Source organism: Mesorhizobium sp. B264B1B, assembly GCF_020165765.1.
Classification (GTDB): Bacteria; Pseudomonadota; Alphaproteobacteria; order Rhizobiales; family Rhizobiaceae; genus Mesorhizobium.
Map to the genome: position 1 here is coordinate 371,235 of NZ_JAIUIS010000003.1, position 20,944 is coordinate 392,178.

21 protein-coding genes are annotated in these 20,944 nt (G+C 64.1%); 9 read left to right on the forward strand and 12 right to left on the reverse strand.

Translation table 11 applies throughout. The annotated features are described in order from the left end of the window. Nucleotides 1-7 precede the first annotated feature (7 nt). Entirely contained in the window at nucleotides 8-922 is a 915-nt protein-coding gene (locus tag LB547_RS08450) for a LysR family transcriptional regulator (RefSeq protein ID WP_140516826.1), read from the reverse strand. 124 nt (nucleotides 923-1,046) lie between these two features. Here LB547_RS08450 and LB547_RS08455 point away from each other — a divergent pair, with 124 nt between their 5' ends. Continuing rightward, nucleotides 1,047-2,069: a zinc-dependent alcohol dehydrogenase family protein gene (locus LB547_RS08455; protein WP_140760348.1), complete on the forward strand. Its 1,023-nt coding sequence runs from the start codon at nucleotides 1,047-1,049 to the stop codon at nucleotides 2,067-2,069. A 9-nt stretch (nucleotides 2,070-2,078) separates the two neighbouring features. Here LB547_RS08455 and LB547_RS08460 read toward each other — a convergent pair whose 3' ends face one another. The 4 genes from LB547_RS08460 to LB547_RS08475 form a co-directional block, all read right to left on the reverse strand. Continuing rightward, nucleotides 2,079-2,786, reverse strand: coding sequence for an LssY C-terminal domain-containing protein (locus tag LB547_RS08460; protein ID WP_140516822.1), 708 nt, complete (start codon nucleotides 2,784-2,786; stop codon nucleotides 2,079-2,081). 61 nt (nucleotides 2,787-2,847) lie between these two features. Then, nucleotides 2,848-3,663: an extensin family protein gene (locus tag LB547_RS08465; RefSeq protein ID WP_140495967.1), complete on the reverse strand. Its 816-nt coding sequence runs from the start codon at nucleotides 3,661-3,663 to the stop codon at nucleotides 2,848-2,850. 109 nt (nucleotides 3,664-3,772) lie between these two features. Then, complete coding sequence (locus LB547_RS08470; RefSeq protein WP_140760691.1) at nucleotides 3,773-4,837, reverse strand: extensin family protein; 1,065 nt, start codon at nucleotides 4,835-4,837, stop codon at nucleotides 3,773-3,775. A 115-nt stretch (nucleotides 4,838-4,952) separates the two neighbouring features. Next, on the reverse strand, nucleotides 4,953-5,378 hold the full coding sequence (locus LB547_RS08475; RefSeq protein WP_140524880.1) for a DUF3775 domain-containing protein: 426 nt from the start codon (nucleotides 5,376-5,378) through the stop codon (nucleotides 4,953-4,955). A gap of 150 nt (nucleotides 5,379-5,528) precedes the next feature. Between LB547_RS08475 and LB547_RS08480 the strand changes: the two genes are divergently transcribed. Both LB547_RS08480 and greA read left to right on the forward strand, forming a co-directional pair. After that, the gene (locus tag LB547_RS08480; protein WP_140495965.1) at nucleotides 5,529-6,062 is read left to right on the forward strand and encodes a tetratricopeptide repeat protein; all 534 of its coding nucleotides are present in this window, start codon (nucleotides 5,529-5,531) and stop codon (nucleotides 6,060-6,062) included. Between the two features lie 268 nt (nucleotides 6,063-6,330). Next, on the forward strand, nucleotides 6,331-6,804 hold the full coding sequence (gene greA / locus LB547_RS08485) for a transcription elongation factor GreA (RefSeq protein ID WP_008877613.1): 474 nt from the start codon (nucleotides 6,331-6,333) through the stop codon (nucleotides 6,802-6,804). Nucleotides 6,805-7,025: 221 nt separating this feature from the next. On the opposite strand, the gene waaC is transcribed toward greA, so the two are convergent. From waaC to rfaD, 3 genes are read right to left on the reverse strand one after another with little or no spacing between them, the layout of a single operon-like run. Beyond that, nucleotides 7,026-8,015: a lipopolysaccharide heptosyltransferase I gene (waaC, locus tag LB547_RS08490; protein ID WP_140760363.1), complete on the reverse strand. Its 990-nt coding sequence runs from the start codon at nucleotides 8,013-8,015 to the stop codon at nucleotides 7,026-7,028. Continuing rightward, nucleotides 8,012-9,019, reverse strand: a complete 1,008-nt coding sequence (waaF, locus tag LB547_RS08495; RefSeq protein ID WP_140760377.1) for a lipopolysaccharide heptosyltransferase II — start codon at nucleotides 9,017-9,019, stop codon at nucleotides 8,012-8,014. Before waaF ends, waaC begins: the two co-directional genes overlap by 4 nt. Further along, complete coding sequence (gene rfaD, locus LB547_RS08500) at nucleotides 8,992-9,942, reverse strand: ADP-glyceromanno-heptose 6-epimerase (protein ID WP_140495962.1); 951 nt, start codon at nucleotides 9,940-9,942, stop codon at nucleotides 8,992-8,994. Before rfaD ends, waaF begins: the two co-directional genes overlap by 28 nt. A 216-nt stretch (nucleotides 9,943-10,158) precedes the next feature. Here rfaD and LB547_RS08505 point away from each other — a divergent pair, with 216 nt between their 5' ends. The 4 genes from LB547_RS08505 to gmhB all read left to right on the forward strand — a co-directional run bounded on the left by LB547_RS08505 (nucleotide 10,159) and on the right by gmhB (nucleotide 13,630). Further along, nucleotides 10,159-10,791: a LysE family translocator gene (locus LB547_RS08505; RefSeq protein WP_140524876.1), complete on the forward strand. Its 633-nt coding sequence runs from the start codon at nucleotides 10,159-10,161 to the stop codon at nucleotides 10,789-10,791. 122 nt (nucleotides 10,792-10,913) lie between these two features. Beyond that, nucleotides 10,914-12,407, forward strand: coding sequence for a D-glycero-beta-D-manno-heptose-7-phosphate kinase (rfaE1, locus tag LB547_RS08510; protein WP_224702877.1), 1,494 nt, complete (start codon nucleotides 10,914-10,916; stop codon nucleotides 12,405-12,407). 7 nt (nucleotides 12,408-12,414) lie between these two features. Continuing rightward, nucleotides 12,415-12,987, forward strand: a complete 573-nt coding sequence (locus tag LB547_RS08515) for an SIS domain-containing protein (protein ID WP_140556028.1) — start codon at nucleotides 12,415-12,417, stop codon at nucleotides 12,985-12,987. Continuing rightward, nucleotides 12,980-13,630 carry a D-glycero-beta-D-manno-heptose 1,7-bisphosphate 7-phosphatase gene (gmhB, locus tag LB547_RS08520; RefSeq protein WP_140631912.1) on the forward strand — a complete coding sequence of 217 codons (651 nt, stop codon included), beginning with the start codon at nucleotides 12,980-12,982 and terminating at the stop codon, nucleotides 13,628-13,630. The genes LB547_RS08515 and gmhB overlap by 8 nt, the downstream gene beginning before the upstream one ends. Before the next feature lie 15 nt (nucleotides 13,631-13,645). Here gmhB and LB547_RS08525 read toward each other — a convergent pair whose 3' ends face one another. After that, nucleotides 13,646-14,440 carry a glycosyltransferase family 2 protein gene (locus LB547_RS08525; RefSeq protein ID WP_140495957.1) on the reverse strand — a complete coding sequence of 265 codons (795 nt, stop codon included), beginning with the start codon at nucleotides 14,438-14,440 and terminating at the stop codon, nucleotides 13,646-13,648. Nucleotides 14,441-14,613: 173 nt separating this feature from the next. Beyond that, on the reverse strand, nucleotides 14,614-15,093 hold the full coding sequence (locus tag LB547_RS08530) for an Lrp/AsnC family transcriptional regulator (RefSeq protein ID WP_140495956.1): 480 nt from the start codon (nucleotides 15,091-15,093) through the stop codon (nucleotides 14,614-14,616). Between the two features lie 250 nt (nucleotides 15,094-15,343). Here LB547_RS08530 and trxB point away from each other — a divergent pair, with 250 nt between their 5' ends. Together trxB and LB547_RS08540 are read left to right on the forward strand one after the other, a co-directional pair. Continuing rightward, nucleotides 15,344-16,318, forward strand: a complete 975-nt coding sequence (gene trxB / locus LB547_RS08535; protein ID WP_140495955.1) for a thioredoxin-disulfide reductase — start codon at nucleotides 15,344-15,346, stop codon at nucleotides 16,316-16,318. Between the two features lie 89 nt (nucleotides 16,319-16,407). Continuing rightward, the gene (locus tag LB547_RS08540) at nucleotides 16,408-17,304 is read left to right on the forward strand and encodes a LysR family transcriptional regulator (protein ID WP_140495954.1); all 897 of its coding nucleotides are present in this window, start codon (nucleotides 16,408-16,410) and stop codon (nucleotides 17,302-17,304) included. Nucleotides 17,305-17,325: 21 nt separating this feature from the next. Here the strand turns inward: LB547_RS08540 and LB547_RS08545 are convergent, their stop codons facing one another. Continuing rightward, nucleotides 17,326-17,823, reverse strand: coding sequence for a methyltransferase family protein (locus LB547_RS08545; RefSeq protein ID WP_140560643.1), 498 nt, complete (start codon nucleotides 17,821-17,823; stop codon nucleotides 17,326-17,328). Nucleotides 17,824-18,697: 874 nt separating this feature from the next. Further along, entirely contained in the window at nucleotides 18,698-20,749 is a 2,052-nt protein-coding gene (locus LB547_RS08550; protein ID WP_140760390.1) for an elongation factor G, read from the reverse strand. Nucleotides 20,750-20,944: the final 195 nt, after the last annotated feature.

Sequence of the window (20,944 nt, forward strand, 5' to 3'; positions counted from 1 at the left end):
GGCCCCGTCAGGCGGCATCCCAGGGCGGCGCCGAAAAATGCTCGACCAGCGCATCGACTACGACGCGGACCTTCGGCGTCACTGCTCGCGTCACCGGCCAAACGGCGTGGACGGCAATGTTTTCGACGAGGCGGTCCGACAGCACCATTTCGAGCGCACCGCTCCTGAGGCTGTCCGCCGCCAACCATGTCGGCAGGAAGGTGATGCCGCAGCCGGCAAGGGCGGCGTCGAGCATCGGCTCGCCATTGTCGAGGACCAGCCTTGCCCGCGGTGTGAACTTTCCGATTTGGCCGTCGGCGTGCCTTATGGTCCAGGGATGGGCGACGCCGTTACGGGTGTAGCCGATCAGCTTATGAGCGGCGAGCTCCTCGATCGTTCGCGGCCTGCCGTGCTCCTCGAGGTAGGCGGGGGCGGCCAATACGCACGAGCGTTGGACATAGAGCCGCCGCGCCGCGAGCGACAGGCTGTCGTCGAGCTCGCCCATGCGAACTGCCAGGTCGATGCCTTCTTCGATGAGATCGACGCGACGGTCGTTGAAGGAGATCTCCATCGCCAGATCGGGGAAGCGCTTGGAAATGTCGAACAAAACTGGGGCAACGCAGCGCTGGCCGAAGGCCGACGGCAAATCGACCCGAAGCCGGCCCGAGGGCACTTGCCGGTGCGCGGCAAGCAGCGACTGGGCGGCTTCGATTTCGGACAGCGCCCTGACGCAGGCTTCGTAATAGCTGAGGCCTTCGCTTGTCGGGCTCAGGCTGCGGGTGGTGCGATTGAGCAGACGCACGCCAAGCCGATGCTCCAGCTGTGCGATCGATTTGCCGACCGCCGATTTCGTCACGCGCAGCCGTTCTCCCGCACTGGTGAAGCTGCCGGCTTCGATCGTTTGAACGAAGGCGACAATGCCCTGCAGATCGGCGGATTCCATGGCTGTGCCCCTATTGTAGAATAATGATCTTCAATTCGTTTCCAATTATGCCACATAGAAGCACTTTTTTCTATAGTGGAATGACGTAAAGATCTCGCCAGCAACTCAATCCGGAGCAGACGAGATGAACAGGGACATCAACAGATCCTGGCAAATGACCGGTTTTGGCCTGTCCAAGCTGCAACCGGCGCAGGGAAAGGTACCCGCACCCGGGCCTCGTGAGCTGCTGGTGCGGATCAAGGCCATATCGCTGAATTACAAGGATCGAATGGTCCTAGACGGGGTGCTGATCCCGGACCTCGTCTTTCCCTTCGTGCCGACATCGGATGCGGTGGGCGAGGTCGTGGCGGTCGGCGGCGGCGTCAGCCGCTTCCAGGCCGGGCAACGCGTGCTGGGCCAAGTGATCGCCGACTGGCCTGACGGCGATGCGCCGCCGGTGCTTCACCAGCACACGTTGGGATTGTCACTGCCCGGCACCTTGTCCGAGTACGTGCTGCTTCACGAGGATGCCATCGTGCTGGCGCCGCCTTCGCTCAGCGACGCCGAGGCCTCGACGCTGCCGATCGCGGCGCTGACGGCGTGGTTTGCCTTGGCGGAGGCGACGAAGCCGGTGCCCGGCCAGACCATTCTTATCCAGGGTACCGGCGGCGTGTCGCTGTTTGCACTGCAATTCGCGGCCGCTTTCGGCCTGCGCGCCATCGTCACCTCGAGCAGCGACGACAAGCTCGAACGGGCCAGGAAACTCGGCGCCTGGCAAGTGATCAACTACCGCACCCAGCCGGCATGGGACGAAGCCGCGCGTGACCTGACGGGTGGAACCGGCGTCAACCATATCCTGGAGATGGTCGGCGGCGACAATGCGCGGCGATCGCTCGATGCCCTGGCCGCCGACGGCCGCCTGTCGGTCATCGGCCTGCTGGGCTCGATGGAACTCAGCTTTCCGATCGTGCCGTTCCTGCGCAATCGCATCGTCGTGCAAGGGATATCGATCGGTCATCGCCGCGCCTTCGAGCGGATGAACCAGGCGATCGAGGTGCTCGGTATCCGGCCGGTGGTCGACAAGGTCTTCGGCTTCGAGGAGGTGGAGCAGGCCTTCCAGCATCTGGAGAAGGGACCGTTCGGCAAGGTCGTGGTCGCCACGAGCTGACTTCAGGCATCACGGCAGTTGCTTCAGCACGCCGAGCACGGCCTTGCCGTCGGTGAAATAGGGGTCGCCGCCGCCATTGCGCCCGTGCGTGGTGGCGCCGATGCCTTCCAGGTCGCTGGTTGAGATCAGCATTCCGGCGGCGGTCAAATCCTGCATAAGAAAGTCGCGTTCGGCGTCGATGTCGGGGCCGATATGATGGGTGATGGCGCCGGTGTCGTGGCTCAGGCCCACGCCACGGTCGAAACTGGCCGAGCCCAGCCACAGCGGACGGCCATCGTCGCCGGTGGCATCAGTCTGCCAGAAGCGCACATGGTGACGGCGGTCGGCGCTGCCACCTACCGGCTTCTCGAAGGCAAGATCCTGGGCGCGACCTTCGAACAGCAGCCGGCTCACCGGCGCGTCCGGATAGGGGCGCGAAAACAAGACGCTTTCGCCGATGTCGATCGCTGTCCTCAATGTGATGGCGTCGGCCGTATCCCAGCCGGCGACGGCGAAGGCATGGACAACCTCCTTTTGCGTGCCGATCAGGCCGACATTGATCGGGTCGCCCGGAATGCCTTGCGGGGTGTGCGTCACCATCTCGAAGCTTTGGCTGCGAAAGCCGCGATCGCGAAACGTCCAGAATTCCGGCGCGGCGACATAGGCCAGCACCAGATAGGTCGCCAGAAGCAACACCAGCCAGGTCGCAGCGCGTCGTCGGAAGCTTCGTTGGCTCATCGATGCCGCTCGAGTTCTACGACGTCACTGTACGCGGCGAAGCCGCCGCCAGGCAAAGGGATCAGCGGCAGGCGCGATAGCCGCTCTTGCGGTTCTTGATGTCGAAGTGGAAATGGTTGCGGTGGTCGTAATTGTAGCCGGGGCCGAGCACGGTGGTGAAATACTGGCAGCCGTCGGCGCGCACATTGTTGAGGAAGCCGCGGGTGCGGAAGGCGAACAGGCCGGGCTTGCGCACGTCGATGTCGTCGCCATTGTTGAGTTCGATGCTCATCACGTCGAGCGCGTTGCCCTTGCCGTGTTCCGACAGCACGCCTTCGCCGGCGATGTTGCGGCAGGAATAGCTGGAACCCTGGTGGATGGTCCTGACGCCGGAGAAGTAGCGCCAGCGGGCGGAAGGAACGAGCTCGTTCTTCGTCCACGCGGCGAAGCTGGCGGCCATGTCGCAGGTCAGCGTCGCGGCGGGCTTCATCTCGACGCTGCCGATGGCCGAAACCTTCACCGGATAGTCGATGCCGCACTGGCCTTCATGGATCGGCGCCAGGTCGGTGAAGGTGACGCCGAGGCGCCTCAGCTGCTGACGGCAGTCGGTCTCGCTGGCCGGCATCTGCTCGACCGGCGACATCGGCTCGTCCATGCGTGGATAGGCGGCCTGCGTCATGTAGGGATTGGAAGGAACCAGCCGCTGCATGCCTGAATATTGCGGCACGGCCGCGGTCTGCGCGCCGACATCGACGGCCGGCTCCAGTGCCAGCACGTTGCCGGTGTTGCAGGCCGACACCGCGGCCAGCGCAAGCAGGGCGGCCAGCCCGCCGGCCGCGGCGCGCGCGCGTTTCGATTGCCGCGCAAGCGCCAGCGCGGCACGAAATATCCCGTCCATCGGCAGTCCCTTTCCCGATAGGCGGGATTTTAACGATCAACGGTAAAGGAAAAATCAGCGCCGGCGTTCATGCCTGCGGCCGAATTGCGGCATCGCTTCTGAGCCGGCCCTACTGGCAGAAGGTACCGCCGTGGCGGCGCGGCTCGAGGTCGAGGTGCAAATGCAGCGAATGATCGGCATCGCTGCCCGGGCCCAGCACGGTCTTGAACGGCCCGCAGGCGGCCTTGCGCACCGCGTCGAGGAATTTGGCGTCCTTGTCCGGTGGCGCCGGGCCGACCTCGATCGTCCTGCCGTCCGCAAGTGTGAAGCTGGCAATATCGAGCGCATTGCCGAAGGCATGTTCGGACAGTTTGCGCGTGCCGTTGCGTGGCCGGCACACAAAGGCCGATGCCTGGCCGATCGATTTCAGGTCGGCGCCGAATTCGGCTTTCGCCGTCGGCTGGATGACGTTGCCGGCAAAGCGTGCCGCCGCCTCGGCCATTGCGCAATTGAGCTCGGCGCCCGGGGCAATGGCGATCGACTTGCCAAGGCTCTTCAGCACCAGGGGATAGGGGATCGAACAGCCGATATCGCGATCGCTTTCAGCCTTGTGCTCCTCGAATTCGACACCGAGACCCCTCAGCCGCTCGCGGCAGGCGACTTCCTCGGCAGGCATTTTCGCGTCTGGCAGGTCAGCCGAACGCGGATCGGGAAGCATCTCCTTTTTGTCCGCGTCCGCCGGCTTTGGCGGCGGTGGCGGGGCAATGGCCGGCGGCTCAACCTCCGGTTCCGCAGTCTCAGGCCTTTGTGTCGGCGTCGGCGCCACGGCTGGCGGCTCCGGTTCGCCTTTCGCATCGGCTGGCGGCTCGGGCTGCGCTTGTTGCTTCTGAGGGGATGCTTCGTCCTGGAACCGGTCGGATGTTGCGGCTGGATTTTGCGTGTTCGGTTCTGTCGCCTCTGGCGCGTCAGCGGGGCGCGGTTCAGGCACGGGGACATCCGCACGTACCGGCTTCGGATTTTGCGTCCTCTGCCGTGCCGGCTTCGGCTTGCGATGCCTTTCGCCGCGCGGTTTCAGCGGCCGGTCAACCCGCGGCGTCAGCGGCTGTTCCACCCGTGGTGAAAGCGGCTCGTGATGCCTGTGACGATGCCTGGCATCGGCCGGCGTCACCAGCAGTGCTGTCACGACCATGACCAATGCAATCCTGTATTTTCGGGAAAAGCTCAGTGTTGCCATCGCCTCGAAACGGTGCCGGGATGCTCGAAGTTGCCTGGAAGGCGCTTAGGCCCGATCACAATCGATTACCGGCGCGTTACGCACCGATCGCTTCCAGCCCTTCCTCCAGCCAATCGGCGAGCAACGGCAAGCCGAGCAGGTATTTGGCCGTGTGCTTGTTGGCGCGCTCGCGCGCGGCGGCGACGGCGTCGGCCCATTCCGAGGCATCGTAGTCGCCACGGCCGACCCAAGCGAGCGCGACGAGCTCGGCCGCCTCGTCGACATTGAGGTCGTTGATCAGCTCGCGCAGTTCCTCTTCGGTCAGGTTTTCCGAGCTTTCCTCGGCGAGTCCGTCATGATGATGATTGTCACGGGTGTTTCCATCGAACTCGATTTCGTGTTCGGCGCCGTCGGCATAGTCTTCATTGATGGCGGCGCTCAACGCCTTGCATTTGAGGATGAACAGCCGCACGGTGTCGGGCCCGATCGTCAAATCCCAGTTCTTTTCAAGCCGTCGCTGCACTGGCGGTCTCCGCTGGCTCAGCTTTCATCGCCGCCGATGATAGCGGATTTCGAGCATCCGTCACCTCATGTTAGCCCCTTGCTTTTTTCCGGGATGAAACCGCCGACACGCTGCGTTAGTGTTGCATTCTCACCCCTCCAGGAGGCTCCGATGCATAAAAGAGTGCTGATCCAGGCGGCGAGCGCGCTTCTCGCTCTGCAGTTCCTTGCCGTTCCGGTGTTTGCCGCAGGCAGCGGTGACGACACCAGTACGACCACCAAATGCAAGAAAGGCATGGTCTGGGACAAGAAGAAGAACAAGTGCGTCGCACCCCAGGAAGGCATGCTGGACGACGACAGCATCTATGATGCCGGGCATGACCTGGCGATGGCCGGCCGCTATGACGAGGCGATCGCCGTGCTCAGCCTCGCCGCCAACAAGCAGGACCCGCGCATCCTCAACTATCTCGGCTATTCGCACCGCCATTCCGGCCGCGTCGCCGTTGGCCTCGGCTATTACGAGGAAGCGCTGCGCATCGATCCCAACTACACGCTGGTGCGCGAATATCTCGGCGAAGCCCATCTCCAGATCGGCGACCTGGCCGGCGCCCAGCAACAGCTGATGGAGATCGAAAAGCGAACCGGCAAGGGTTCACGCGAATACGGCATGCTGGCCGAACAGATCGACCATTTCATGAGGAGCTGACCCCCCTCAATGCCTTTTCGAACCGGCCGCGAGCAATCACGGCCGGTTTTTTGTTGCCATGCCGGCTCCTGCGACGGCGCGCGCGAAAACGGTGATGATTTCTTCAGAAACCGATTTTTGGGCGTGAAAAGCCCGCAAAGATTGCTATATTCAGGGAAATTGCGGTGAACGGTTCCGTTAGCCCGAGGCTGCCGGACCGTTTTCTTTTTGCACCATCGATAAGGCTTTCCCCGAAATGCGGGGGTGGCGGCAGGAAAGGTCAGGTATCATGAACAAGGTCCCGATGACAGGCGAGGGGTTCGCGTCATTGAAGGAAGAACTGCGCTGGCGCCAGCAGGAGGAGCGGCCGCGCATCATCGAGGCGATCTCCGAAGCGCGCTCGCACGGCGACCTATCCGAAAATGCCGAATACCATGCCGCCAAAGAGGCGCAGAGCCTCAATGAGGGCCGTGTCAACGAGCTCGAGGATCTCATCGCCCGGGCCGAAGTCATCGATGTCACCAAGCTCAGCGGCGACAAGGTCAAGTTCGGCGCCACCGTGGTGCTGGTCGACGAGGACACCGAGGAGAAGAAGACCTACCAGATCGTCGGCGATCAGGAGGCGGACGTGAAGTCCGGCCGCATCTCGATCTCCTCGCCGATCGCGCGGGCGCTCATCGGCAAGGAAGTCGGCGACGCCATCGAGGTCAACGCGCCGGGTGGTGCAAGGGGATACGAGATCGTCCAGGTGCAGTTTATCTAAGGGGTTCGAGGGGCGCTGATCTGCGCGTTTTTAGCCAAGGTTGGCGCCGCCCCTCATCCGCCTGCCGGCACCTTCTCCCCGTATAGTGACGGGGAGAAGACGGCTGAACGCGAAGTCGGCGTCTATTCTGCAAACGCTTAAAATTGGCGCAGTCATCGGTGAAGGTGTCCTTCTCCCCGGCAGGGCGATGAGGGGCAGCGCCAGCTTTCCGATTGAATAGATCAGTTCTTGCCAGCGCCGGCCTGACCATGCGTCTGGTGCTCCAGCAGCCTCTCAGCCTCAGCCACTACCCTCGCGGGCGACACTCGCTCACCGGGCGCGGCCTGCAGCGTCAATGCATAGGGGCCGCGTGGACCGGTCAAACCCGGCTCCGTGGCCAAAAACACCGCGACCGTCGGCAGGCCGAAGGCGCTGGCGAGATGCGTGAGCCCCGTGTCGGCGCCGATTACCAGCCTCGAGCTGCCCAGGATCGCCGCGATGTCGGCCAATGGTGATTTTGGCACGATGCTCGTCGATGGAACTGCCCGGGCGATCGCTTCGGCCACCGCCTGTTCGCGCTCGTCCGACCAGGTCGTGACCGGCGTCATGCCGCGCTCAACCAGCAGACGGCCGGTTTCGATCCAGTTTTCAACAGGCCACTTCTTGTCCTCACGGCTGGTGCCGTGCAGCAGGAAGGCCGTGTTGCCGGCTATGCCGGTCAGATTGCCGGGCGGCGGCACAATGCCCGAATCCAGTATCGAAAGATCGGGCCGGTAACCCAACGCCTGCCCGAAAAGCCGTCGCGTCCGCTCGATGGCGTGCAGGTTGCGGGGGACGGCGTGGCCGACGTCGTAAAGCAGCGTTGCCGAAGGCTCGCGCGCGCTTGAGCGGTCGAAGCCGGCGATCGGCGCCTTCGCCTGCCTGGCCACCAGCGCCGATTTCAACAGGCCTTGCGCATCGATGACCAGATCATAGCGGCACGCACGCAAGGCGCGTCGCAAGGCGGTCGCCTCGCGCCAGGTGGCCTTGTCGAAGAGATGTTTTCGCCAACGCCGGATGGCGACCATGTGAATGGTGCCGATTGCGGGATGCAGCGCGACGATGCCGGCGAAAGTCTCCTCGACGCACCAGTCGAAAGCAATATCGGGCCGTGCGCGGCGCGCATCCTGGAGCGCCGGAAAAGTGTGGATGACATCGCCCATCGACGATGTCTTGACGATCAGCACCTTCATGCGGCGGCCGGGATGTCCAGCAGCCGGTCCGCCGCCGCCATGACCTGTGCGACCTCGAGCGTCTTCAGGCAATTGAGGTGGCCGAGCGGACAGATCTTGCGGTGGCAGGGCGAGCAGGGCAGGCCGAGCCAGACCAGTTCGCGCCGTTCGGCCAGCGGCGGCGTATTCTGTGGCGAGGTCGAACCATAGACGGCGACAACCGGCGTGCCGACCGCCGCCGCGACATGCATCAGCCCGCTGTCGTTGGAGACCGCCAGCCCGGCGGCCGCGATCAGGTCGATGGCGTCCTCCAGCCGCGTCTGGCCGGCCAGGTCGACCACGCCAGGAGCGAGGGCTGTGATCTCCGCGGTCACGTCGCGGTCGTTCTTCGACCCGAACAGCGCGACCTTGAACCTTCTGGCCATGAACTCCCGGGCAAGGCCGGCATAGTGTTCGCTCGGCCAACGCTTGGCCGGGCCGAACTCGGCACCTGGCATCAGCGCCACGAATTTCTGCGACCCCAGGCCGAAACGGTCGAGCAGGGTGGCCTGGTTGTTGGCGTCCACCGTCAGATGAGGCGCCCGAAAATCGCCACCCTGTGCAAGGCCGAAATAAGCCTGCGCCGTGCGCCGTTTCACGGTCTCCGGCAGCGGAACAATGTCGGTCAACAGGCCGTAGCGCATTTCCCTGAGATGGCCGAAACGGCGTGGAATGCGGGCAAAGAACGGGATCAGCGCCGACTTCCAACTGCCCGGCAGGATATAGGCGCTGTCGTAACGGCCGCGCAGCAGACGGCCGAAGCGGCGCCGATGTGCGAATTCGAGCGCGCCGGGTTTCAGCGGGAAATCGATCTGCTGGCGGACCTCAGGCATACGCTTGACCAAAGGGGCCGCCCAGGCCGGCGCCAGCACGTCGATGGCTGCATTTGGATGAAGCTCCTTCAGCGCCGAGAACAGGCACTGCGCCATCACCATATCGCCCACCCAGCGTGGGCCGATCACGAGGATCGCTGGGCTTTCAGCCATTCGACATAGTCTCTGACGCCGGTTTCGACGCTGCGGAATTGCCCATTGTAACCGGCGGCGCGCAGACGCGACATATCAGCTTGCGTGAAGCTCTGGTAGCTGCCCTTGAGGTGGTCGGGAAAGGGGATGTACTCGATCTCGCCCTTGCCCAGCGTGTCGATGACGGTTTCGGCAATGGCGCGGAAGGGTTGCGCCCGGCCGGTGCCGCAGTTGAAGATGCCGCTCGCGCCGCGCTTCCACAGCCACAGATTGACATCGGCGACGTCGCCGACATGGATGAAGTCGCGGCTCTGCTCGCCGGGGCCAAAGCCGTCATGGGCGCCGAACAGCTTTGGATTCTCGCCACGCCCGACCTGGTTGAACAGATGAAAGGCGACCGAGGCCATGGCGTCCTTGTGCGCCTCGCGCGGCCCATAGACGTTGAAGTAGCGCAGGCCCGCGACCTGCGAATGATCGGTATCGAAGACATTGCGCCTGACATAGTCATCGAACAGCTTTTTTGAATAGGCGTAGACGTTGAGCGGCCGCTCAAGCTCCGCGTCCTCGCGGAACTCGGAGCCGCCGCCATAGACCGATGCCGAGGAGGCGTAGAGGAAGGGCACGCGCAGCGCCAGGCAGGCATGCAGCAGCCGCTTCGAATAGGCGTAGTTCACCTCCATCATGAACTTACCGTTCCATTCGGTGGTGGTTGAGCAGGCGCCCTGATGGAAGACGGCCTCGATGCGGCCGAGCCCGCCGTCCTCGAGGCGGGCCAGGAAATCGTCCTTGTCGAGATAGTCGGCGATCCGCAAGTCAGCAAGGTTGGCGATCTTGTGGCCATCGCTCAGGTCGTCGACGACCAAAATGTCGTCGTGGCCCTCCGAATTGAGCGCGGCGACGATGTTGGAGCCGATCATGCCGGCGCCGCCCGTGACGATGATCATGAACGCCTCTGGTTGCTTGCGATTCCGGTCCTTATAAGGGAGGCTTGCGAAGCTGTCGACAAAGCAGCGTTGCCGGGCGGCACTGGGATCCGCAAGAACAATCGAGGGGTGGACCCGTCCGCGATTGCCCTGCGCGGGGCAGCGCGCCACAGTGGCGCCGCAAAGCTGCCGCTTCAGTCGGCTCGCGCCGCCGGGCGCGATCATGAGGGACCAGGAATGCCGTCGACAGAGCTGCTCGTCGCGTTTTTCGCCACCACGGCGATCTTCGCCTATATTCCAGGCCCGGCCATGCTCTATGCCGCCGCGCAGACGATGGCGCGCGGCCGCTGGTCCGGCCTGACTGCGGCGCTCGGCATTCATCTGGGCGGCTATGTCCACGTCTTTGCCGCTGCCGCCGGCCTGTCCGTGCTTTTCCACGCCGTGCCGCCGCTCTACATGGCGGTCAAGCTCGTCGGCGCGCTCTACCTGATCTGGCTCGGTGTGGCGCTGTTCCGCAAGCGCGCGGAAGGCGACATGGCACTGCCGGCGATCGAGCGGAAATCGGCTTGCCGCGCCTTTTTCGAGAGCATCGCCGTCGAGGTGCTCAATCCGAAGACCGCGATCTTCTTCATGGCCTTCCTGCCCCAGTTCATCGATGCCTCTGCCGCATTCCCGGTCTGGCTGCAATTCGTCGTGCTGGGCACGACAGTCAACCTGATGTTCTCCTCGGCCGATATCGTCTGCGTGTTCCTGGCTGGTGCCGTGATCGGCAGGCTGCGCCGCTCCAGCAGCGCCCAGCGCATGATGCAGCGAGCCGGCGGCGCGGTGCTGGTCGGGCTTGGCGTCCATGTCGCCTTGCAGAAGAGTTGACGAGGCCAGCCGGCGTTGCGCTGGCTCGAATTGCGGTATATCGGCATCGCCATGAACGACCGATCCCGGCCAATTTGTCCTCTATGCATCTTCAAAACCGGTTTTTGCGCGTTGCCAGTGACATGACCAAGCACGACCCACTTTCCCCCGAGCCCTTGCACCGCGCCATCGCGCACTTCGGCCAGGCCACCGTGCTGGTGGTCGGCGATCTCATCCTTGACCGGTTCGTCAACGGCATCATCGAGCGGATTTCGCCTGAAGCGCCGATCCCGGTGCTCCATGGGCGCGGCGAGAGCTTGGCGATGGGCGGCGCCGGCAATGTCGTGGCCAACATTATCTCGCTCGGCGCCGCCGCCATTCCGGTCTCGGTGATCGGCTCTGATACGGCAGGCGACAGCCTGGTGCGCATGCTCGGCGAGCTTGGCGCCGACACGACAGGCCTGGCGCGGGAGCGCGGCCGCATGACGTCGTCCAAGAGCCGCTTCAGCGCGCTCAACCAGCAGGTGCTGCGCTTCGACGAGGAAGAGATCAAGCCGCTCGGCGCGGCGGAGCGCGCGGCGCTGGTCCGGCATTTCCGCGCCGCGCTGGCGCACGCCGACATCGTCATCCTGGCGGATTACGGCAAGGGCATCCTGCTCGACGGCGTCGCCGGCGAATTGATCGCGATCTGCCGCGAGGCGGGAAAGCCGGTGCTGGTCGATCCGAAGGGCCGGGATTATGCACGCTATGCCGGCGCGACCGCCATCACGCCCAACCGCAAGGAACTCGGCGAAGCGGTCGAACGGCCGGTGTTCAGCGATGACGAGATCGTGGCCGCGGCGCGCGAGCTGCTTGCGGCGCATGGCTTCGACTTCGTCGTCGCCACGCGCAGCGAAAAGGGCATGAGCGTCGTCGGTCCGACGGAGGCGCGCCACATCGCCACGCAGGCGCGCGAAGTGTTCGATGTGTCGGGCGCCGGCGATACGGTGATCGCGACCTTCGCGCTGGCGCTTGCCGCCGGCGCCGATCCGGCCGCGGCCGCCTCGATCGCCAATGCAGCCGGCGGCGTTGTGGTGGGCAAGCGAGGCACGGCGCGGCTGACGGTCGAGGAACTCAACGGCGCGCTGTTTCGATCGCACGGTCCGAGCGTCCACAGGGATGCCATCCTCGACGCCAAATCGGCCGCACGGCTGGTGTCGGCGTGGAAGGAGGAGGGCCTCAGCGTCGGCTTCACCAATGGCTGTTTCGACATCCTGCATGCCGGCCATGTCAGCCTGCTGCACGCGGCGCGCAGCCAGTGCGACCGGCTGGTGCTCGGCCTCAACAGCGACGCTTCGGTGCGCCGGCTGAAGGGGCCGGAACGGCCTGTCAACGATCAGCACGACCGCGCCTGCGTGTTGGCGGCACTCGCGTCTGTCGACGCGGTGGTGGTCTTCGACGAGGACACGCCGCTGGCGCTGATCGAGGCGCTTCTGCCCGACATACTCGTCAAGGGCGCCGACTACACGGTCGACACCGTGGTCGGCGCGGACGTGGTGCAGAAAGCCGGCGGGCGCGTGGTCCTGGTCGATCTCGTCGCCGGCAAGAGCACGACCGGCACCATCGGCAGGTTGCGCTCGGCCGGTAATAAGAATTGAGGGTTTCATGTCCGAACTGAACGATTACCTGGTCCGCTCGGCGGCCGCGATCACGGCGCTGGTCGAGCGCGATCTCACAGGCGCGATGGAACGTGCGGCGAGCGCGATCGTCGCCGCCCTTTCGTCGGGCAAGGCGCTGCTGATCTGCGGCAATGGCGGTTCGGCCAGCGACGCCATTCACATCGCCGGCGAACTGGTCGGCCGCTTTCTCAAGGAGCGCAAGGGCTACAATGTCATCGCGCTGCCGGCCAATGCCGCGGTGCTGACCGCCTGGGGCAATGATTACGGCTTCGACACCGTTTTTTCGCGCCAAGTCGAGGCGCATGGCGCGGCCGGCGGCGTGCTTCTGGCGATCTCGACCAGCGGCAATTCGCCGAGCATCCTGGCGGCCGCCGAACAGGCGCGGACCATGGGCATGACGGTGATCAGCCTGACAGGCGACACAGGCGGCAAGCTCGCGCCGCTGACCGACATCCTGCTCAACGTGCCCTCGACCTCGACGCCGATCATCCAGCAGGGGCATCTGTGCCTCTACCATCACCTGTGCGAGGTGGTGGAAGCGCGCCTCAGCAATGGCTGACAAGGCGCCGCACCCGTTGGCCGAGCCGGGCCTGTGGGTGGAGCGGATCGGCGGCAGGGTTTTCCCCGCCGGCCAGCCGGCGCTGTTCCTCGATCGCGACGGCACCATCAATGTCGATACCGACTATCCCAGCGATCCGGCCGAGATCGAGCTCCGGCCGCAGATGTTGCCGGCGATCGCCGCCGCCAACAATGCCGGCATCCCGGTCGTGGTGGTGACCAACCAGTCCGGCATCGCGCGCGGCTATTTCGGTTGGAGTGCCTTCGCCGACGTGAACCGCCGCGTGCTCGAGCTGTTGCGCGATCAGGGCGTTGTCGTGGACATGGTGCTGGCCTGCGCCTACCACGAGGCTGGCGTGGGGCCGCTGGGCATATCGGATCACCCGATGCGCAAACCCAATCCCGGCATGCTCTTCGAGGCGGCGAGACGCCTCGATCTCGATCTCCGGCGGTCCGTGATCGTCGGCGACAAGCTGGCCGACATGGAGGCAGGCCTGAGCGCCGGCCTGCCGCAGGGCTGGCTCGTCGGCGGCGAGGCGCAGCTTCGCTCCGGCTTCGTCATCAGGCCCTTGCGGGACAGCAGCGACCTCGACGGTCTCATCGCCGCCATAGGGCGGCTCGATGGCCGGGATAAGCGGTCTTGATCCGGACCTGACCGCTCACGCCGGTTCGCTGCCTTGCGAGGCCTCATACAGTTTGGCCTCGGTGGCGAAGGAATAGATCATCACCGACATCGAATAGACGAAGCCGTGCCGGCCGCACAGGAAGTAGCGCTTGGCCAAATAGAATTTCAGGAAGTTGCCGAGCGGTGAAAGCACCAGCCGCACCAGGCCCGGCTTCTTGCCTTTCTCGACCAGGGTGGCCGCCTTGAGGCTGGAATAGGCATTTGCCCGGGCCAGATCCTCCTCGACCGATATTTCGCGGCGATGCAGCAGCACGCCGTTTTCGATCGTGCTGGTCTCGCCGGAAACGCCGAAGGATTCATGGACCCGCGCGGTCACGTCCATGGTTGCGCCTTCCCGGCGGAAAAGCCGCAACAGCCTGTTGTGCAGCACCCAGCGATGGGCATAGCCGTAGCCCTTCAGCCAGTCGCGGCGGCGGATGTACCATCCGCTGATACCGGCGTTCGCCGTCTCGACTGCCGCCACGATCGACTGCCGCAGCCGGTCGTCGACGCGTTCGTCCGGGTCGATCGAAAGACACCAGGGCTGCGTGGCGTGGTCGAGCGCGAATTGCCGCTGATGCGGAAAACCCGGCCAGCCATTGTGCAGCAGCTTTATCGGATAGCCCTCAGCGACAAACTGCCGAACGATGTCCAACGTGGCGTCGGTGGAGCCTGAATCGACGATGACGATCTCGGCGCAAAAATCGATGCTTTCGAGGCACGGGCCGATCATATCGGCCTCGTTCATGCAGATGATGAGCGCCGAAATCGGGCTTGCAAACCTGGTCATGGTCCCTTCCACGGCGGATCGTCCTTGGAACTTACGCTGCTTGGGCAAGGAAACCAATCAGGCGCCAAATCGCACAGGACGATCCGGCTGCCTGCGCCTGTCCGTTATCAGCGCGGCGGCGATGTGGCGAAATTCCGGAATTCGCTTTGGCCGGGCGCCGCAATCGATCGGCGTCACGGCCGCTCGAACGAGACCAACCCCTCATCCTTGACCCGGCGGATGGTGAGGGCTGTGCGCACCGTGTCGACGTTCGGCGTGGAGGTCAGTTCCTCGATGACAAAGGTCTGGAAGGCGCCGAGGTCGCTTGCCACGCAGTGCAGGAGGAAATCGGATTCGCCCGACACCATCCAGGCATCGCGTACGACCGGCCAGCCGCGCGTGCGCTCAGCGAAGATGCGAAGCTCGGCATCGGCCTGATGGTGCAGGCCGACCAGGCAGAAGGCGACCACGTCGAGACCGAGCGCCGGCGCGTTGAGCAGCGCCCGATAGCCGCGAATGATGCCGGCTTCCTCCAGTCGCTTGACGCGGCGCAGGCAAGGCGGTGCCGAAATGCCGACGCGGTTCGACAGTTCGACATTGGTCATGCGCCCATCTGCCTGCAATTCGCGAAGGATCTTCCAGTCGATTGCGTCGAGGTCGGCCTTGAGCGGCATTTCGGGGCTTTCGATGATTACGGGTGGCGAAAGAATCTTGCGGGATTTTGTAATTAAACGACTTTGCTGTCCACGCCATCCCCCACGCGGAAATCCACGCAGCACCAGAGCGGTTCGCCCGGTGCGACAAAGCTTTCCGGGGACGAGCGCCAACTTGCCTTGCTGGTGTCGTGGGCAACACTTACATTACGCGCGACATCGACGAGTTTTCCATGCCGCAAACGCCGGCAGCCCTCCGCAGAGGCTTTTCATGACCACCAAGCACGCGCCTGTCCTCATCATCGGTTCCGGCCCGGCCGGTTATACCGCGGCGATCTATGCCGCCCGCGCCATGCTGAAGCCGATGCTGGTCGCCGGCCTGCAGCAGGGGGGCCAGCTGATGATCACCACCGACGTCGAGAACTATCCCGGTTTCGGCGAACCCATCCAGGGTCCGTGGTTGATGAGCGAGATGCTCAGGCAGGCAGAACATGTCGGCACCGACATCATCGCCGACATCATCACCGAGGTCGATCTCAACGTGCGGCCGTTCCGCGCAACGGGCGATTCCGGCACCGTCTACACGGCCGATGCCCTGATCATCGCCACCGGCGCGCAGGCCAAATGGCTTGGCATTCCGACCGAACAGACGTTCATGGGCTTCGGCGTATCGGCTTGCGCCACATGCGACGGCTTCTTCTACCGCGGCAAGGATGTCGCGGTGGTCGGCGGCGGCAATTCGGCGGTGGAAGAAGCACTCTATCTGTCGAACCTCGCCAAGAGCGTGACGGTCATCCACAGGCGCTCGGACTTCCGCGCCGAACGCATCCTGCGCGAGCGGCTCTTGAAGAAGGACAATGTCCGCGTCATCTGGGACACGGTTGTCGACGAGATCACCGGCCGTCCGGGCAAGACGCCACTGCCTCCGTCGGTCGAAGGGTTGAAGCTGCGCAACGTGGTGACGGGTGTCGAGACGCAGCTCGAGGTCGACGGCGTGTTCGTCGCGATCGGCCATGCGCCGGCGGTCGAGCTGTTCGTCGGCAAGCTGAAGCAGAAGCCGAACGGCTATCTGTGGACGGCGCCGGATTCGACCCGCACCGACGTGCCCGGCGTGTTCGCCGCCGGCGACGTGACCGACGATATCTATCGCCAGGCGGTGACTGCGGCGGGGCTGGGCTGCATGGCGGCGCTCGAGGCGGAGAAGTACCTGGCCGGCATCGAGGTGCATCGCGAGGCGGCCGAATAGCGGTTCGCAAACTGTTGAAAGAACGGCTTAGAAACGCCGTGTAAAAGCCTGATTTTTCATTCAGACGCCAAACAGGAACGAGGGGAATCATGGCGTTGGACTGGGACAAGCTACGCGTGTTTCACGCTGCGGCGGAAGCAGGGTCGTTTACACATGCGGCCGAGACGCTGCACCTGTCGCAATCGGCGATTTCGCGCCAGGTCAGCGCGCTCGAGCATGATGTCGGCGTGCCGCTGTTCAACCGCCACGCCCGCGGCCTGGTGCTGACCGAACAGGGCGAGATGCTGTTCCGCACGGCGCATGACGTGCTGATGAAGCTCGAGACCATCAAATCGCGGCTGACCGAGACCAAGGACCGCCCCTCCGGCGTGCTCAGGGTCACGACCACGGTCGGGCTCGGCGCCGGCTGGCTGACCGAGCGCGTGCAGGAGTTCATCGAGCTCTATCCTGAAATCAGCCTGCAACTGATCCTCGCCAACGAGGAGCTCGACCTCACCATGCGCCAGGCCGATTGCGCCATCCGGCTGCGCCAGCCGCAGCAGCCGGACCTTATCCAGCGCCGCCTGTTCACGGTGCATTTCCACCTCTATGCGTCGCCAGGCTATATCGCCAAGCATGGCAGGCCGGCTTCGGTGGCCGAGCTCAAGGCGCACCGCATCGTCACTTTCGGCGTGCCGGTGCCGGCGCATCTGTCGGAGCTGAACTGGCTGGAGACGGTCGGCGATTTCGAGGGCGGCCAGCGCGTGCCGACGCTGCAGATCAACGATATATTGTCGATCAAGCGCGCGGTGCAGGGCGGCGCCGGCATCGCCATGCTGCCCGACTATGTCATCTCCAAGGATTCCGGCCTGGTGCAGCTCCTGCCGGAAACGGAGGTGCCTTCCTTCGACACCTATTTCGCCTACCCGGACGCGATGAAGAACCAGGCGAAGCTGCACGTATTTCGCGACTTCATCATCGCCAAGGCGCGGAGCTGGTCGTATTGACCCCGGAGATCGCGCAGACTCTCACCCCCGCCAGCGCGTCAGGCGGGGCAGCCAGGCGGGCACGTTGCGGCGGTAGGTTTCGTATTCATCGCCATAGCGGCGTGCGAGCGTCGGCTCCTCGTACAGCTTGACGAAGGTGGCCATGGCCGCGGCTGCCATGGCGGCGTAGGCGACAAGCGTCCAGCTTGAAAACAGCAGTGCCTGGCCGATGATGATCGACAGCACCGCCACATACATCGGATTGCGGACATGGCGGTAGAGCCCGCCGACCACCAGTCTCTCGGTCGGAGCGACCGGAGCAGGCGTGCCGAGGCCTTCAAGCGCAAAGCAGGCGAATGCATGCAGCAGCGCCGCCACGGCGACGGCGATGAGGATCCAGCCGAGCGGGGCAAGACCCGGCAGGCTCGACCATGGCCGGTCCCAGCGATCCGTCAGCAGCCACGGCACGAGGCCGGCGACGATACAGGGTGCCGCGATGAAGAACGCAGCACTGCCGGCGATCGCCGAAAAGGTCCGCATTGCTTGTCTCCCGCCTGAAGCATGTCACGCCCAAACCGATTCCCGCGACGCGCTCACGTCTTTGTTGTTCACGTCGCTGCCGAACCGAGGACACTTTGCGCGACATGCATTAGTTGCCTCGGAAATAAACGCCTGCTGCCTCATTCCACGCCATTGCGCATTTTTGACATTTCGGGATGAAAACCGAGCGTGATTCGCGATTCCGCCGTGACAATTGTCTCATTGCGGGTTCCGCTTCGGTGATTCTGCTGGTCCTATTGGGTCCAGAAATGGCTTAGACCACAGCCTGCGTCTTTTTGCATGCGTGTGTTGCAAAATAGATGCTTGTTTCTTGGGCATGATGAGCACATATATAGTTCATCTCCTGGGCGCGTTCTCCTCCCATTAGCGCCCTCGAGTGTTCCCCTCTGGAGGTTAGCCTTAACAGGCACTTCCAATCAAACTCAGCCGGATCTTCATTGATCCGGCTTTTTTGTTGCCCGGAGGCTGCCGGAAGGGCTGGAAAATCCACCGAAATAGCCACGTAACAGTGACATGTAACCTCTGGTAACATGTCAAAGGCGTTCGGCTCCTGCTAAGCAGACCATAGGACGCGGTGTGGTCGGACGGGAGATGGGGGCATCACTCGGACGATCCGGGCTCAGGCGGCTACCGCGTCCGAACCTTCTTCCGCCGAAGCGGCGACTTCAAGATGCGGCGGACCTGCCGTTTCTCCTCCCAAGAAAACGGTCCGCAAACAAAACGGCGTCCGGCCCCCCCGGGCGTCGTTTTTTGTTTGCGCCCCCTCGAACAAGGTTCGAGAGGGCACTCACCCAAATCTTTGTGGATGTCGATGTCCCAAAGCCGAGATCACTTTAGACGACATGCATCAGAATCAGGCTGCCTTGCCGTTGGCATTCATCGCTTCGTCGGCGAGCCGGCCGGTGAGTTCGGCCATGTGGTCGAAGACGGCGCGGTAGCTGGCGACGCCTGAGGTGGCCGAGCGCAGCTCGATGATCAGATCGCCGATCTCGGATTGCGGCATGGTCGCCTCGACGACATCCCATCCTGGCCAGCCGGGTCGCGCGTCGTAGCCGAGGATCTGGCCGCGCCGCTGCGGGATCAGGGCGATGATCTTCGAGGTCGCATCGGAGGGCGTCACGATCTCGACCTTCATCACTGGCTCCAGGAGCACGGGCGAACAGCCCGCCATGCCTTCCTTCATGGCAAGCTTGGCCGCCATCTGGAAGGCCATGTCGGAGGAATCGACCGCGTGGTAGGAGCCGTCCGACAGGTTGACGGCGACGTCGACGACGGGAAAGCCGAGCGGGCCCGACTTCAGGTAATCGCGTATACCGCTTTCGACCGACTGGATGTAGGTCTTGGGCACCACGCCGCCGGTGATGGTATCGGTGAACTGGAAACCTGCGCCGCGCGGCAGCGGCTTTATCTCGATCACCACATCGCCGAACTGGCCGTGGCCGCCGGACTGCTTCTTGTGGCGGCCGCGCTGCTGCGCCGATTTGCGGATAGTCTCGCGGTAGGGCACCGCCGGCGGATGGCCTTCGACCGGAATCTGGTTCTTGCCCTCGAGCCGTTCGCGTACGACGCGCAGGTGCATTTCTCCATGGCCCGACAGCACGGTCTCGGCCGAGTCCTGGTTATGATGCAGGCTGAGCGAGGGATCTTCTTCGGCCAGCCGTTGGATGGCGGCCGACATCTTCACCTCGTCCTTGCGCTCCTTCGGCCGCAAGGCGAAAGCGAAGACAGGCTGCGGCGGCTCGAACTGGAGCAGCGGCTTCATGCCGCCCTTGGCCGAGGTCAGCGTCTGGCCGGTCTTGACCGCGTCCAGCTTGCCGAGCGCGACCGTGTCGCCGGTCTTCGCCGCGGAGAGCTTCGACTGGTCCTTGCCAAGCATCCTGTAGATGCCGGACACCTTTGCCATGTCGCCGCCGGGCAGCCAGAGCTCGGAGCCATCGGCGACCTGTCCCGAAAGGATGCGCGACACCGACAATTTGCCTCCATGCGGCGTATGGATGGTCTTCATCACCTGAACCACGGTTGCGTTGCCTTCGGGGGCGCCGAGCCGTTTGCGGGTCGCGTCGATGTCGGGCGCATCATGGCGGATCGCCTTCAGGAGACGCAGCACGCCATTGCCTTTCTCTGCGGTGCCGATCAGCACCGGCGTGACGGCGCCGTCGCGCAGATCCGCGGCAAGATCGTCGAAGACCGCGTCCTTGGGCGGCTCGATCTCCTCGAGCAGCTGTTCCATCAACTGGTCGTCATGGTCGGCCAGCCGTTCCAGCATCGAAAAACGGGCTTCCAGCTCACGCGCCTTTTCGTCGCCGGGGATCTGGGCCACCTCGCTCTCGGCATATTCGCGGTAGATGTAGGCGCGTTCCAGCGCCAAGTCGATCGAGCCGATGACGACGCCGTCCTTGCGCAGCGGTATCTGGCGCAGAAGCAACGGCACCGCACTTGCCGGCTGCAGCATCTTCAGCGTGTCGCGCACGCCCGCGATCGCCTTGTCGACCTTGTTGAGAAACAGGATGCGCGGCACGCCGAGATCGTCGAGCTTGCGCATGATGAGCTGGAGGGCGGGGATCTTCTTCTCGTCGGCCTCGGCGACGACCACCGCGAGGTCGCAGGCGGCCAGCACCGGTTCGGCCTCGAAGGAGAATTCGATCGATCCGGGACAGTCGACGAAGGTGAACTGCTCGCCCATGAATTCCGTGGTGGCGAAGGTCGCCTCGACGCTCATGGCGTGGGCGCGCGCCTCGGGCGAATGATCTGAAACGGTGTTTCCCGAGGAAACCGGGTTCTGGCGGGGAATGGCGCCCGTGCGGGCCAATATGGCTTCGAGAAGTGTCGTCTTACCGCTTGCGAAGGGACCGACTATGGCAATGCATTTCGGTCCCGTGCGTCTTCCTCCGGCGCGATTACCCATGACTGACCTCCACTCAGGCGTTTCCCTGGAGACCGACTGGCATTCATGGTTCAGGCCAAGGTCAGTCGGTCCTGAGCGGCGGCCGGCCTGTTCGACCGTCGCGGGCGGGCTTGTCTTCAACCGGCCCAAAGGTATCGTCCCACTTGTTTGCCGGCAGGGCAAGGAAAATAGGTAGCCTCAAGGGCCGAGCGCGGT

What these genes read in the sequence shown, in the direction of transcription:
- LB547_RS08450 (WP_140516826.1), bottom strand. Translation starts at nt 922, where the DNA reads ATGGAATCCGCCGATCTGCAGGGCATTGTCGCCTTCGTTCAAACGATC.
- LB547_RS08545 (WP_140560643.1), bottom strand. Translation starts at nt 17,823, where the DNA reads ATGCGGACCTTTTCGGCGATCGCCGGCAGTGCTGCGTTCTTCATCGCG.
- waaF (WP_140760377.1), bottom strand. Translation starts at nt 9,019, where the DNA reads ATGGCTGAAAGCCCAGCGATCCTCGTGATCGGCCCACGCTGGGTGGGC.
- rfaD (WP_140495962.1), bottom strand. Translation starts at nt 9,942, where the DNA reads ATGATCATCGTCACGGGCGGCGCCGGCATGATCGGCTCCAACATCGTC.
- trxB (WP_140495955.1), top strand. Translation starts at nt 15,344, where the DNA reads ATGACCACCAAGCACGCGCCTGTCCTCATCATCGGTTCCGGCCCGGCC.
- LB547_RS08505 (WP_140524876.1), top strand. Translation starts at nt 10,159, where the DNA reads ATGCCGTCGACAGAGCTGCTCGTCGCGTTTTTCGCCACCACGGCGATC.
- LB547_RS08530 (WP_140495956.1), bottom strand. Translation starts at nt 15,093, where the DNA reads ATGCCGCTCAAGGCCGACCTCGACGCAATCGACTGGAAGATCCTTCGC.
- greA (WP_008877613.1), top strand. Translation starts at nt 6,331, where the DNA reads ATGAACAAGGTCCCGATGACAGGCGAGGGGTTCGCGTCATTGAAGGAA.
- rfaE1 (WP_224702877.1), top strand. Translation starts at nt 10,914, where the DNA reads ATGACCAAGCACGACCCACTTTCCCCCGAGCCCTTGCACCGCGCCATC.
- waaC (WP_140760363.1), bottom strand. Translation starts at nt 8,015, where the DNA reads ATGAAGGTGCTGATCGTCAAGACATCGTCGATGGGCGATGTCATCCAC.
- LB547_RS08480 (WP_140495965.1), top strand. Translation starts at nt 5,529, where the DNA reads ATGCATAAAAGAGTGCTGATCCAGGCGGCGAGCGCGCTTCTCGCTCTG.
- LB547_RS08455 (WP_140760348.1), top strand. Translation starts at nt 1,047, where the DNA reads ATGAACAGGGACATCAACAGATCCTGGCAAATGACCGGTTTTGGCCTG.
- LB547_RS08550 (WP_140760390.1), bottom strand. Translation starts at nt 20,749, where the DNA reads ATGGGTAATCGCGCCGGAGGAAGACGCACGGGACCGAAATGCATTGCC.
- LB547_RS08540 (WP_140495954.1), top strand. Translation starts at nt 16,408, where the DNA reads ATGGCGTTGGACTGGGACAAGCTACGCGTGTTTCACGCTGCGGCGGAA.
- LB547_RS08465 (WP_140495967.1), bottom strand. Translation starts at nt 3,663, where the DNA reads ATGGACGGGATATTTCGTGCCGCGCTGGCGCTTGCGCGGCAATCGAAA.
- LB547_RS08460 (WP_140516822.1), bottom strand. Translation starts at nt 2,786, where the DNA reads ATGAGCCAACGAAGCTTCCGACGACGCGCTGCGACCTGGCTGGTGTTG.
- gmhB (WP_140631912.1), top strand. Translation starts at nt 12,980, where the DNA reads ATGGCTGACAAGGCGCCGCACCCGTTGGCCGAGCCGGGCCTGTGGGTG.
- LB547_RS08515 (WP_140556028.1), top strand. Translation starts at nt 12,415, where the DNA reads ATGTCCGAACTGAACGATTACCTGGTCCGCTCGGCGGCCGCGATCACG.
- LB547_RS08525 (WP_140495957.1), bottom strand. Translation starts at nt 14,440, where the DNA reads ATGACCAGGTTTGCAAGCCCGATTTCGGCGCTCATCATCTGCATGAAC.